Consider the following 14,100-nt stretch of genomic DNA (forward strand, 5'->3'; position numbering starts at 1 on the left):
ATTTTTATGGCAAATCGTGTCGTAATCGCATTGGGAGGCAATGCAATTTTAAAACCAAACCAAGAAGCAACACTAGAGGTACAATTAGGGAATGTCAAAGCTAGCGCTGAGCTAGTGGCAAAGATAGAAGAAATTGATTATGAAATCGTTTTAACACATGGGAATGGTCCCCAAGTTGGGAATATTTTAAGACAAAATGAGGAAGCAAAAGATGTAGTTCCACCGTTTCCTTTAGATGTATGTAATGCGGAATCACAAGGATTTATTGGGTATATGTTAGAACAAAGTTTGAAAAATTCTCTGGAAGAGAAAGGGTTAACAAGTAACGTTATTACGTTACTTACTCAAACCGAAGTTTCAGCTGAAGATGAAGCCTTTGATAAACCAAACAAACCAATTGGAATTTTCTATTCAGAAGAAGAAGCAAAACAAATGGAACAAGAAAAAAATTGGGTGATGATGGAAGACGCTGGTCGTGGTTACCGTCGTGTGGTGCCTTCACCACAACCTAAAGCGATTCATGGTGTGGATGCCATGGTTAATTTATTAAGCAGAAATACTATCGTAATCGCAGGTGGCGGCGGCGGAATTCCTGTCGTTCGTGATCAAAATGGTTTATTAAAAGGAATCGAAGCCGTTATCGATAAAGACCGTACAGGTAAAAAACTAGCGGAACAAATCGATGCGAATGTTTTTATGATGTTAACGGATGTAAGCAACGTTTATATCAATTATGGTAAAGAAAACCAAGAAAAATTAGAAACGATTTCTGTAAAACAAGCACAACAATATATGGATGAAGGTCACTTTGCTGACGGCAGTATGGGTCCTAAGATGGAAGCTGCAATTGGATTTGCTGCACAAGGTAAGACTGCAATCATTTGTTCATTAGAAGAAGCGGATCAAGCGTTATTAGGTAGAGCCGGAACAAGAATCACAGGTTAATAAACATAAAAATAGAAGTTGAAAGAAGCAATTAGTTCTTCTTTCAACTTCTATTTCATTTATTGATGTTGGTTCGATCGTTCAGATAACTCTAAAGCCAAACGAAAATTCAAACTATTTGTTGGATCTTGAATACTTTTTCCGAGTAATTTAGCACAATGATCGATTCTGTATTTTATTGTATTTCGATGTAGATACATTTCTTTAGCTGTTTTAGAAATTTCACATTGAAAGCTTAAATAGCACTGTAAGGTTTTTCGAAGCTCAATAAATGAATCTTCAATAGGATAAGCAAGTTCTTTTAAAGTTGTTTCACAGAAATAATGAATATCCTCTAGGCTCATTTTTTCAAATAAGCTTTTCATTCCTTTAGGATGATAGCGATGTGTCAGTGTACTGTTTGTCATCGTTAACATTTCTTCATACGCCGTTTTAGCTTCGATAAAGGAGCTAGCAATTTGTTCGATAGTTTCATATAAATTCCCTAAAGCAAAAGTTAACGTAATTGGAAGTTTTTTAGATAATTCCAAGGACAATTCAGCTAAAATTTTATCTAAATCATCCACTCGGCTTTGGATTAATATGGCCAAGTGATCTGTGTTTTTTACTTTAAAAATGCTAATATCTTTGATTCGTAGTGGTAAAGTTTCTTGCAACCATTGAAAGGCAACATCACTTTCTTCTTGTTGGTATTTGATTTTTGTTGCTGTTTCAGTTGTTTGGCTGCAAACAGCATACACAATTTGATACTGAGTGCTTTTCTTTAAGCCATAATTTGTACCAAGATCGAGCCAATCTCGACGGGTTTGATGAGGGGTTTGCTGATATTCAACCAATTGACCTAAAAAATCACTTTTAAGAAAATCCAGAGATTCTTGGACCTTTTGATTTTTGTACAACATGAATGATAAAACGAGACATGCTTGCTCTACTGCGAATTCAGACATTGGATAGGGTACTTGTTCTGGATTTAAAATCAATAAATAATGTGGAAAATAGCTATTTACCGTAACTGAAAACCCTGCGATTTGCAATGGTGTTTGATTTAAGTCTTTGATCATAAATGATGCATGGCTGTCTTCGGTCCAACGTTCATATTTGCTGACTAGTTGCTCAACATAATACTCCGCCGGTTTTGATGTTTGAGTAAAATGTTTTGAATGAGCGATTACTTTGCGGTATGGGCTTAACAAGATCACAGGCGTATTGATCATTTTACCAAAATCAGCGATAAAACGTGCGATACTTACATCATGTATCAATAAATCAGAGAAACGTTTTTGTATGTCCAAAGCATAGCTAAGTTGCTCAGTTTTAGTATCCCATAAATAATTTAATAGCTGATGTAGTAATGCACCTAAAGGTTGAGTGCTAGGGATTTGGACAAGCGGAAAATCGATCTTATCTGCATAAGCTACTATCTCTGGATCTATAGCTTCAATAAAACGCCCAACTTTTATACCGATTCCAGCAGCTTCTTGTTCTTTTAAAGAATCGATCAAGGTGATCAAATCTTTTTGATTATCTTTGTAAACCATCGCAGTTGTTAAGAGAAAAATCTTTTTTGGAATAAAGTCTGCCACGTCAGGAGTTTCAGAAATTTCAATACTTTCAACAATCGTGTTGGCTTTTGTTGGATGTGTTAATAATTTTAGATCGGAAAATCTTGGTATTTTTAATAAATCTTCTAAAGTAGTCAATGGATTCCCTCCTAAATTTAAAAGCTGAAAGAGCACGTTCAGCCTTGACAGGAAAATAGAAAAATATAAAGGTGGCGTTTTTTGCCACAATCAAATTTTATTTTTTCAAAAAACATGCCTGTGAAGCTAAAAAAATACACAACAATAACTTTTCAATTCATCTTAGTTGATGTCACTCAACATCAATGCTAACTTTGTTATATATTCTACTCTATTCCTATTCTAAATGATAGCGCATGCAGATTCAAGAAAGGTTTGTATATAATAACCGAAAATTCTAATTTTTTATTCAAAAGTGACAATGACTTTTTTGTATATAAGGGTAGGATGAAATTAAAACGGAAAAGAGGAAATAGTTATGTTTTCAGAAATATCTGTACCAAGCAGAACAATCATGACGCCAGGACCAGTTGAAGCGCATCCTGTAGCATTAAGAGCAATGTCTGCGTCTATCTTAGGGCAATTTGATCCAGCCTTTTTACAAATCATGGATGAAGTAAAAGAAATGATCAAGATTCCTTTTGGCACCAAAAATGAACAAGCATTTGCGATCGATGGAACTTCTCGTTCTGGTTTAGAAGCAGCTTTGATTGCGTTGATCGAGCCAGGAGATAAAGTTTTAATTCCAGTGTACGGCCGTTTTGCCTATCTTTTAGGAGAAATTTGTGAACGTGCTAAGGCAGAGATTCATTATCTTGAAAAAGAATGGGATGCGCCATTTGATCAAGAAACAGTCATCGAAGAAATTAAAAAATTTCAACCAAAAATAGTTGCGATGGTTCATGGTGAAACAGCTAATGGACAAATGCAAGCAATGGAGAAAATCGGTCAACATTGTAAAGCAAATGATATTTTCTTTGTCGTAGATATGGTTGCGACATATGGCGGAGTACCTCTTGAAGTTGATGAATGGGGTGTAGATTTCGCTATTGCTGGAACGCAAAAATGTGTGAGCGTTCCGTCAGGTTTGTCTCTCATCACTTATAATGATCGAGTAGAAAAGGTGCTTACTAGTCGTTACCAAAAAGAATTAGGGTTAAGCAAAGATATTCGTAACGCAAATCACATCAGCAGCAATTACCTTGATTTAAGCCAATTACAGCGTTATTGGAGTGAAGAACGAATCAATCATCATACTGAAGCAACTAGCATGATTTACGGCCTTCATGAAGGCCTTAGAATGATGATCAAAGAAGGTATGGAGAATGTCTATGCAAGACATGCGCTAAATGATCAAGCAATCGTTGCTGGAATAAAAGCAATGGGCTTAGGATTTTATGGTGATTTAACAACAAAAATGCCAACAGTTACACCTATTATGATTCCAAAAGGGATTGATGGAGAAAAGGTTCGTGCACTTATGTTGGATGAGTTTGCTGTAGAGATTGCTTCTTCTTTCGGCGCGCTACAAGGGAAAGTTTGGCGTATTGGAAATATGGGCTATAGCAGTAGAAAATCTAATGTTCTTCATGTATTATCTGCTCTTGAAGGGGCACTTAACTATTATGGAGCAGATATTTCCAAAGGAGAAGCGGTAAAAGCTGCTTTAACTATTTATCAAAAATAAGAGCAACGTTAAATTGTTTGTGTGAAAGAACAAGTGATTGTTCGCTTTGCACAAACTTTTTAACAAGTTTGTGAAAAATAATGATGCGTGAAAATTTGCTACCGCTTACAATTGAAATGAATAAGAAGTTATTTATCTATATGTGGGGAATAAAAAAATGCACAAACATTTTGATTGCTATCACATATAAAAAATAACATATGGAGGAAAAGACATGGATGCAAAAAGTAAGGGTTCAGGAATGGATTATTGGAAAAAAATTGTTATTTTGTTATGTGCTGGTTGGGTAACGATATGGGTATATCGTTCAGCTTTATCACCTGCGTATCCACAAATCAATGCGTCACTTGGCGGTAATATATCCGATACAGCGTTAGGTTTTATTTCAACTTGTTATTTCTTTGGGTATGTTGCAATGCAGATTCCAGCAGGATTTTTAGTTGATAAAATTGGGAAGAAAAAAGTATTGATTCCAGGATTTATTGTTTTTGGTCTTGCTGCGTTCTTGATTTCTCAAGCAACAAGTATTTCAATGATTTATTTTGGTAGTGTCTTAGCAGGATTAGGCTGTGGTTCTTTCTATGGTTCAGCGTATTCTCTAACATCACAAAATATTCCTAAAGAAAAAAGAAGTTTTTCTACTGCGATTGTAAACAGTGGATCAGCAGTTGGTTCAGGTTTAGGATTGATTTTATCTAGTTTTTTAGTTGTTCAATTGCAGTTCCCATGGCAAACAATGATGTATATCTCAGTGGCATTGATTATTGTAATGTTGATAGCTTTTATTGCAATTATTCGTAATAATAAAGAAGATGCTGAGTTTTTAGCACAATCAGAAGCAGCAGAAGCACCTGAAGTAACAGAAGAAACACCAGCTGTAGAAAAAGAACATGTGTCAATTAAAAAATTATTTGCACCAAAAATGTTATTTGCTTATATTTTGTATTTTGCAACTTGTTATGGCTATTATATGACTGTTACATGGTTGCCTAACTTTTTAGGTACTGAAAGAGGATTTGAAGGTGCTGCTATTGGATTTTCAGCTTCATTAGTTGCTTTTGCATCGATCCCAGGAGCATTGTTCTTCAGTCGTTTAGCTGATAAATACATGCATAAAAAAGTACAATTTATCGTGGTTTTAGAGCTTCTTGCAGCAGCAATGTTGCTGTTTACAGTACAAGCTACGAATTCAACATTTTTATTGATTAGCTTGATTATGTACGGTTTCTTAGGAAAACTTGCAGTAGAGCCAATCATTATTTCATGGCTAGGTGAAAATGCACCTAAAATAGGAATCGGCACAACACTTGGCGTATTTAACTTTTTCGGAATGATGTCATCCGTTATTGCACCTACATTAACTGGTTCAATTTCAGATGCGACGGGTTCAAAAGTAATGGGCTTTTATATTTCAGTCATCCTATTGGTAGTAGGAACAGTTCTGTTTTTATTAGCTAACCTAAACAAGAAGAAAACTGCATAAATTAAATCACCTTTCTAATAAGTAGATAATTAGGTTGTTAGTTGGTATCTTAAAGTGAGGAAGCCAGTCATGAAAAATTTTCGTAATATAAGTATGACGAATCAGGTAATGATAGCGACTATACTCGGAGTTATAGTGGGAATCATTTTTCAAGATAAAGTCGAATCGTTTAAAGTCGTAGGAGACTTATTTCTACGTTTGATTCAAATGTCAGTGGTTGTTTTGATCATGGGCGCCGTGATCGAAGCGGTCGGACGTTTAGAAGCAAAAGAGCTTGGAAAAATTGGTTTGAAAGTATTTATATGGTTTATGGGCTCAACTGTTTTGGCAGCAGTTATAGGTGTTTTGTTTGGTTTATTGATACAACCAGGAAAAGGGCTGGAAGTCAGTGGTTTTGAAGCGGGAACAATTAAAGCTAGCACAGAAAGCTTACAAGAAATCATTGTTGATTTTATTCCTAAAAATATCATCGAGGCAATGGCGCAAGCGAACATGATACAAGTGATTATCTTTTCTTTATTATTTGGTTTAGCTTTAAGCTTAATTAAAGATAAAGACAAAAATTCAATTTTACTTGATGTTGTTTCATCGTTTAATAATGTCATTTTAAAAATGATAACGTTGATTATGAAACTTGCGCCAATCGGAATTTTTTGCTTGATAGCTCCTGTGATAGGGACTATTGGTACGGGTGTTTTGATAACGTTGATGAAATTTTTATTAACATTAGCAATCAGTGCATTATTATTCTTAATCGTTTGGTTATTGATAACAGCATTATACTGTAAAGTTAATGTTAAAAAACTAGCCCAAAATATGTGGAGAATGTCGATTGTTGCTTTTACAACAACGTCATCGGCTATCACTTTACCAATACAAATTGAAGATGGTCGGGATAAATTAGGTATTAGTGATCGTATTTCAAAATTAGTCATGCCTCTAGGGATGACGTTAAACAGTAATGGTTTGGCAATGTTTTTATCATTGGCTATTGTAACCTTTTCCCAATTTTATAATATTCAAATGGGAATCGGCGAGCTTATCAAAGCAGTGTTATTATCAACGCTTGCTTGTTTAGGAACGGTGGTTGTGCCTGGTGGTGGTTTAGTGGCGTTGGCGACAGTTATGCCAATGTTAGGCTTGCCAACAGAAAGCATAGCGCTTTTAGCAGGAATCGACTGGTTTTCCGGAATGTTCCGAACGTTACTAAATGTGGATGCTGACACAACTGTAGCTTTAATCATTGCCGCAGATGAAAAAGAACTAGATTATGAGATATTTAATGCATAAGTAAGATAGCTTGGAAAATGAAATATACCCTTGAAAATTGGATTGATTACCTGATTTTCAAGGGTTATTTTGCCCTAGTGGTTGATTTATCAAACCAATCTTCATACTTGCTGCTAGTTATGTTTTTAATTAAAATTGATCTATATATATGTAAGCGCTTAAAAGGAGGCGAAATAATGGAAAACCAAGATTATCAAATCACGGAAGAAGAACTTCAGCGATATAGAGAGCGTGGCTATAGTGAAGATTTACTTCCAAAATCGTTGTCCAAAAGAATGATGGGAAAAATGAATTATTTTACGCTATGGATGGGGTCGGTTCATAATATTCCCAATTATACAGCTGTCGGAGGATTTTTATTTTTAGGTCTTTCTCCAATCAATATCATGTTAGCTTTAGTCATAAGTGCTTTGGCAGTTGCATTGTTTATGACATTTAATGGACGGGCGGGCTCTAAATACGGCATTCCTTTTGCCATTCATTTACGCTCCACATATGGAGACATTGGCGCAAAACTTCCTGGGTTTCTTAGAGGTTGTGTAGCAGCGATTGCTTGGTTTGGCTTGCAGAATTACACTGGATCTTTAGCGTTGCTGATTTTGATTGGTAAAATTTGGCATGGTTTTTTAACTCTGGGTGGGGACACGATGATTTTAGGGATCTCCATTCCAGGATTGATTGCTTTTACGATTTTTTGGGCAATTAATATGTTGATTGGTTTTGGTGGCGGGAAGATTCTAAATAAGTTCACGGCGATTTTAAGCCCGCTGATATATATTGTATTTGGCGGAATGGCTATTTGGGCAATCAGAGCCGCTGGTGGATTAGGCCCGATTTTATCTTATGATGTTACAGGAGCAGCTCATAATATTTCACCAGTCTTTGTTTACTTTATGATCATCAATTCTGTTTTAGCTGTTTGGGCAGCTCCTGGAGCAAGTGTGTCAGACTTCACTCAAAATGCAAAATCAACTAGAGATCAAACGATTGGTCAAACGGCTAGTTTCCTAGTAGGATACGGAATTTTTGCTTTTTCAAGTGTTGTGATTCTAATAGGTGGTTCTATTCGTTATGGAATCCAAGAATGGAATATTCTAAATATTGTTGATCGTTGGGATAACTCATTTGCAATTATTATAGCGATGCTAGTATTCTTATTGACAACAGTCTCTACAAATGCAACAGGGAATATCATTCCAGCTGCTTATCAGCTATGCGCATTATTTCCTAAAAAGATTGACTATAAAAAGGGTGTTTTACTGGCCAGTGTGATTAGTTTTCTAATTATGCCTTGGAAATTAATGGAGAATTCTGCTAGTATTTTCATTTTCCTAAATACAATCGGTGCAGTATTAGGACCAGTTGCAGGAACGATGATTGCGAACTATTATTTTGTCCAAAAGCAGAAAATCGACTTGAATCAATTGTACATGGATCAAAAAGCTGATAATAGTCATAATATTTACAAAGGTTTAAATAAACCAGCTTATGTTGCAACTATTGTGGCATTGATTATTTGTTTGAGTGGTAATTTCATTCCAGCTTTAAAAGTGATTTCAGATATTTCTTGGATATCGGGCTTTGTGTCAGCGTTTGTGCTGTATCTAGCGTTAAGAAAACTATTTGATAAAAAATAAACTGGTGTTTCTTATTTTTGCGACTCCTTATCGCATGAATAGACTTGTTACAAAATACAATGTTGTTATCGTATATTATTAAGCTGCACAGTTGATCTGTTTAGCTTTTAAATTTAGGAGGAAAGCAAATGAGTTATGATTTAATGATCAAAAATGGGTTAGTTATTTTAGAGTCGGGAGAAGTCAAAACAGATGTTGCTGTCAAAGACGGTGTGATTGTTGCAATTGGAGATGATCTTGGTGAAGCGGACAAAGAGATTGATGCAGCAGGTTTAGTTGTTAGTCCCGGCATGGTGGATGCTCATGTGCATATTACTGATCCAGGTGGCGGTTATCGTGATCAATGGGAAGGCTATGTCACTGGAACAGCATCTTGTGCTAAAGGCGGAGTAACATCATTTATGGAAATGCCATTAAATCAAGTGCCAGCTACGGTCGACGGTAAGTCGCTGGACATCAAATATGATGCTGGCAAAGGGAAATTAAAATCAGATGTTGGATCATTTGGTGGATTGGTACCATTTAATCTTGAAGGTGGAATTCAGGAGTTAGATAATGGTGGTGTAGCAGCGTATAAGTGCTTCATGGCAACTTGCGGCGACCGCAGTATTGATGGTGATTTTATGAATGTTGACGATTACTCACTTTATGAAGGAATGAAACAAGTCGCTAAAACAGGAAAAGTTTTGGCTATTCATGCAGAAAATGCAGCAATTACAGATAAATTAGGAGAGATTGCCTATAAAAACGGAGAAACGACATTGAAAGCCTATGTTGCCACTCGTCCAGTTTTTACAGAGGTTGAACCAATTCGCAGAGCGATTTTATTTGCCAAAGAAACAGGTTGCCGTATTCATATTTGCCATATTGCTTGCCCAGAAGGTGTAGAAGAAGTAACAAAAGCAAGAAGAGCTGGAGTTGATGTAACGTGTGAAACGTGTACGCATTATCTATACTTTGATACAGATGAATTAGATGCAATCGGACCTGTTGTAAAATGTTCACCGCCGATTCGTGATAAAGAGAATCAAAAGGGGATGTGGGAAAAAGTTTTATCAGGAGAAATCGACTTTGTAACGTCTGATCACTCTCCATGTACACCTGATTTAAAAGACAAAGACAATGCATTTGAAGCATGGGGCGGAATCTCTGGTGTTCAAAATAATGTAGATGTTTTATTTGATGAAGGGGTTCAAAAAAGAGGAATGTCATTGAAACAATTTGCAGATATTATTGCGACAAATCCAGCTGATCGATATGATTTAGATCAAAAAGGGCGGATCAGTGTTGGAAAAGATGCTGACTTTGTTTTGATCAAGCCAAATGCACCGTATACATTAAAAGCTGAGGATTTGGAATACCGTAATAAAATCAGTCCTTATATCGGACGAGAAATTGGTGCTCAAGTAGTACAAACTGTTTTAAGAGGTCATGTTATCTATTCGAAAGAAGAAGGTGTTTCAACTGATTTCGTGGGTGCATTTATCAAGAAGTAACTAAGTTAATAGTGTAATAGAGTGATCAGACATGAAAATAGTCATTTTTATTGTCTGATCTTTCTTCATTTTACGAAAAAGAATAGAGAAGCGACTCATTTAGCGATTTAGCCTAATAAAGGAGAGCGTGAACTATGAATGAGAACAAAAGATTGAATCGACAAACGCCATACTGGAAACAAATTATCTATATATTGACGATTGGCTGGATCGTTATTTGGATTTATCGCACAGTTTTAACCCCTATTTATCCAATTATTAGTGATTATTTTGGCGGTGCAACGGATGCTCAACTTGGTCAGATTTCAAGTTTTTATTTTTTGGGTTATGTTTGTATGCAAATTCCTTCAGGATTGTTAGTAGATAAATTAGGGAAAAAGCAAATTTTGATTCCAGGTTTTTTATTATTTGGTTTAGGGGCATTGATTGTCGGGGTGGCACAAAATATAGGTGTCGTTTTTATTGGCAGTGTTTTAGCTGGACTTGGTTGCGGTACTTATTATGGGGTAGCATATTCATTGACTGCAGAATATGTACCTGTTTCTAAAAGAAGTCTGTCAACAGCGATTGTCAATAGTGGTACAGCAATTGGTAGCGGCTTAGGCTTGATTTCTTCCAGTTATCTAGTTGGAACTGGAGTATTGCCTTGGCAAGCGTTGATTTTTGCTACGATCGTATTGATTCTGTTATCTGTGGTCATGTTTTTACGTTTTATTCGACTAGAAAAACCAAAAAAGCCGGTTATTACGCAACCAGAGATGAAAAAGAGAATTTCTATCAGAGCGCTTTTCAAACCAAGGATGATTTCAGCGTATATACTTTATTTTTCAACGTTGTATACTTATTATTTGATCGATACATGGTTGCCTAATTTTTTAGAAACGGAAAAAGGATTTTCAGGAACTTCAGTAGGACTTGCTTCCTCATTGGTCTTTTTTACTGCAATACCAGGTGCACTTATTTTTAGTCGGATCGCAGATGGTATTCCTAAGAAAAAAATTCAGCTCATTATCTTACTTGAAATTTTAGCTGCTAGTGTGTTGTTTTTGACAGTGACAACAACAAATCAAACGATTTTAGTTATAGGGATTATGGCTTATGGTTTTTTTGGAAAGTTAGCTGTTGAGCCGATCATCATTTCCTGGTTAGGAGAATCAGCACCCAGAGGGAGTATTGCAACAATGTATGGGGTATTTAATTTCTTTGGTATGTCAGCCTCAGTAATTGTGCCATCGCTGACCGGGAAAATTTCTGATATTACTGGGTCCAAACTTTATGCATTTTATTTAGCGATCCTAATTATAGGGGTAGGTACTTTATTATTTTACGTTATCAATCGTATTATTGGGGATGAAAATAAGTTAGCCTAGTGAGAGTTTAAATCAGAAAGGCATTTTACTTCTTTCTAATTCTTCTGAATTGAAAGAAATAGGATGTCTTTTTTTGCGGTTTAACTTCAACTCTAAAATTCTGGAAGTATATTAGATGAAGTCTGTCTTTATTTTCGTTATACTTATCTAAAGGAACGAGGTGGGGCAAATGAAAAAAACTGAGAAAATATATATGGTGGCTTCTCGGGCTGATTTTTCTTTAGAAGACTTGAAACGGGATGTTTTGGATTGGCTAAGCTTTTTACGTATTGTAACAATACCTGAAAGTTATCGTTTTGGTGATGAAAAAATCCAAACGTTTGATGTGCAGACCATTGTTCAGCGAATTCAACAGCTTACAGAAGAAGAAAATTTATGGATCAAAGTGAACAGTCAAGGTGGAGAATTTCAGCTTCATATTTCTAAGTTAACACTTCATGAACGAACGATTCTAGAAGGTAGTATTTTTCTAGCGAATCAAGTGATGATTGAAGATTATTGTGACACCCGAATGGCTAGAAATGGCCTCTATGCCTACATTCGTTCACTAGATGATTATTTATATAATAATGTTGAAACGATTGAGAAACGAACATTTGAAACGGATAGTGAAATTGCTAAACTCCCAAAGCGGTATAATAACAATAAAGCAGTAATTGTAGATTGTAATCATTTAGCTGGGTATGATGTTTACTTTAAAGGGTTGTGTTTAACCTCATGTTGGAAGATGTATTATTCCAATTTATATTATCAAGTAATTCCTAAACCGATTTTTTTGGAAGTACAACAAGTTCAAGCTGTAGAAGAAATTGATAATCAAGTAATTAAAGTGACACTATTCAACGATCCATTTAAGTGGGATTTGCCAGTTAATCTAAAATATCAACGCCTATTCAGAGATCAAATGGGTTACGATCAACTCGCATGGAATAATGGTACTGGAGTGTTACGTCCTCCATATATTGAGTATGCTTTTGTCGAAGATGTTACACAAACGGTTCAATACCAAAACAGTTACTATCAACCTGTTGAAAAGAAAAATGCGACATATTTTGTTACTAGAAGTTATGATAAGCTCCATCAAAAATATGTAGTAAACCGGACAAAAGGAATATTGAATGCGCAAGCCTATTTTCCATGGATAGATGAGAAGAGCCGCAAGATGATGAATTACCGTGTATTGAATCCAGAAATGGCGATTGATGAGGGCCTTTCAGCGTACGAGTTTTATATACGACAGTTTTTAGAAATCGATGTCTTGGATAAAAAGTATGATGATTTTACCTCTGTTTTACGCTTTTATCTACCAAAAGAAGCAATGAAACAGCTTCCTTTAGAAGCGTTATGGGATAAGTTATTTGATGTGAACATTAGCAATTTAAAGCAAAAAGAAGCTTCTACACGTTTTGATTTGAAGAAATCTAAGAATCATCTACGGGTTGTGTTTTTAGATTCTAGTTATTTAGAAACGATGAATCAAACGATCGATGCCAGTGAATAGATGATTGAGAAAGAAATAGAGGTCAAGACAAAAGTGTTTAGCTCCGAGAAATAAGAAGGAATTCACGGAAATTGTTCTTCAAATTTTTGTGAATTTCGGATTATTTCCGAAGGAGCTGCTTTTTTCTCGCCATTTATTCGGATTTAAAGCCCGAAACAAAACTGATTTTTAGTTTTGTCTCGGGCTCTTAGAATTTAAATAACTGGTATGAAGAAAAACATTCGATTACAGTTACAAAGCAACTCTTTCACCATCGATTACCAATTCAGCACCTGTCACAAAGCTAGCTTCGTCACATGCCAGATAAATAATTCCATTCGCAATATCAGCAGCTTTCCCCAAATACGGAAATTGGACAGATTTTTTATAATTAGGTCTGATATCGGGGAATGTTGTCTCTATAATTGGTGTCTCAATGATACCTGGACAAATCGAATTTATTCGAATATTATGTTTGGCATATTCGAATGCAGCTTCAAGTGAAATAGAGCGAATCACATCTTTTGCTGCCACATAAGGGTTACTATCAGGTAATCCAACCAACCCTTCTAAGGATGAAACATTGATGATCGATCCGCCGCCATTTTGTATCATAAGTGGAATCACTTCATTTAAGCCGTATACAAGACTATTTATATCGATTCCTTGAATTTTACTCCAATCCTCAGTGGATAAATCCAAAATGATTTTTGGAGAAGCAATCCCGGCATTATTGACTAAAACATCGATAGTTCCGTAGTGAAGAATTATATCCGAAATAACGGTTTGCCAACTATCAGCAGAACTAACATCATGTTGAAAAGCAACTGAAGTCCCACCTGCTTGGCTTATATCCGAAATAACGGCAGAAAGTTTGTCTAAGCGTTTACCCGTACAAACAACAATTGCGCCTTCTTTAGCAGCTAACTTAGCAGTTGTTTTACCAATACTGCTGTCGCATTCTGTAATCAATATTATTTTACCTAATAATCTGTTCATATAAAAAAACCGCTATAATGAAAAGTCATTATAGTTATCCTTTCTGATTATTCTAAAAAATGATTGTGTTGCCTGTAAACAATTTTTAATATGTAAAAAATCGGTATTTCTTATGTATAAGTTTAATATAGAA

General features: G+C 35.6%; 10 protein-coding genes. 8 read left to right on the plus strand and 2 right to left on the minus strand.

Translation table 11 applies throughout. The features are described 5' to 3' along the window. The first annotated feature begins 6 nt into the window (after positions 1–6). On the plus strand, positions 7–945 hold the full coding sequence (arcC, locus tag A5821_RS16865; RefSeq protein WP_086312113.1) for a carbamate kinase: 939 nt from the start codon (positions 7–9) through the stop codon (positions 943–945). Between the two features lie 59 nt (positions 946–1,004). On the opposite strand, the gene A5821_RS16870 is transcribed toward arcC, so the two are convergent. Next, on the minus strand, positions 1,005–2,645 hold the full coding sequence (locus A5821_RS16870; protein WP_086312114.1) for a PucR family transcriptional regulator: 1,641 nt from the start codon (positions 2,643–2,645) through the stop codon (positions 1,005–1,007). Between the two features lie 358 nt (positions 2,646–3,003). Here A5821_RS16870 and A5821_RS16875 point away from each other — a divergent pair, with 358 nt between their 5' ends. From A5821_RS16875 to A5821_RS16905, 7 genes are all read left to right on the plus strand, one after another. Then, positions 3,004–4,212, plus strand: coding sequence for a pyridoxal-phosphate-dependent aminotransferase family protein (locus A5821_RS16875; RefSeq protein WP_086312115.1), 1,209 nt, complete (start codon positions 3,004–3,006; stop codon positions 4,210–4,212). A gap of 214 nt (positions 4,213–4,426) precedes the next feature. Beyond that, positions 4,427–5,695 carry an MFS transporter gene (locus tag A5821_RS16880; protein ID WP_086312116.1) on the plus strand — a complete coding sequence of 423 codons (1,269 nt, stop codon included), beginning with the start codon at positions 4,427–4,429 and terminating at the stop codon, positions 5,693–5,695. A 69-nt stretch (positions 5,696–5,764) separates the two neighbouring features. Then, positions 5,765–6,985: a dicarboxylate/amino acid:cation symporter gene (locus A5821_RS16885; RefSeq protein ID WP_086312117.1), complete on the plus strand. Its 1,221-nt coding sequence runs from the start codon at positions 5,765–5,767 to the stop codon at positions 6,983–6,985. A 176-nt stretch (positions 6,986–7,161) separates the two neighbouring features. Next, positions 7,162–8,622, plus strand: a complete 1,461-nt coding sequence (gene allW / locus A5821_RS16890) for an allantoin permease (protein WP_086312118.1) — start codon at positions 7,162–7,164, stop codon at positions 8,620–8,622. Between the two features lie 128 nt (positions 8,623–8,750). Next, a complete protein-coding gene (gene allB, locus A5821_RS16895; protein ID WP_086312119.1) occupies positions 8,751–10,118 on the plus strand; it encodes an allantoinase AllB in 1,368 nt (455 codons plus the stop codon). Positions 10,119–10,252: 134 nt separating this feature from the next. Further along, entirely contained in the window at positions 10,253–11,488 is a 1,236-nt protein-coding gene (locus tag A5821_RS16900) for an MFS transporter (RefSeq protein WP_086312120.1), read from the plus strand. Between the two features lie 169 nt (positions 11,489–11,657). After that, a complete protein-coding gene (locus A5821_RS16905) occupies positions 11,658–12,989 on the plus strand; it encodes a hypothetical protein (RefSeq protein WP_086312121.1) in 1,332 nt (443 codons plus the stop codon). Positions 12,990–13,220: 231 nt separating this feature from the next. On the opposite strand, the gene A5821_RS16910 is transcribed toward A5821_RS16905, so the two are convergent. After that, positions 13,221–13,967, minus strand: a complete 747-nt coding sequence (locus A5821_RS16910) for an SDR family NAD(P)-dependent oxidoreductase (RefSeq protein WP_139844030.1) — start codon at positions 13,965–13,967, stop codon at positions 13,221–13,223. Positions 13,968–14,100 lie beyond the last annotated feature (133 nt).

The organism is Enterococcus sp. 7F3_DIV0205, from assembly GCF_002141365.2.
Lineage (GTDB): Bacteria > Bacillota > Bacilli > Lactobacillales > Enterococcaceae > Enterococcus_L > Enterococcus_L palustris.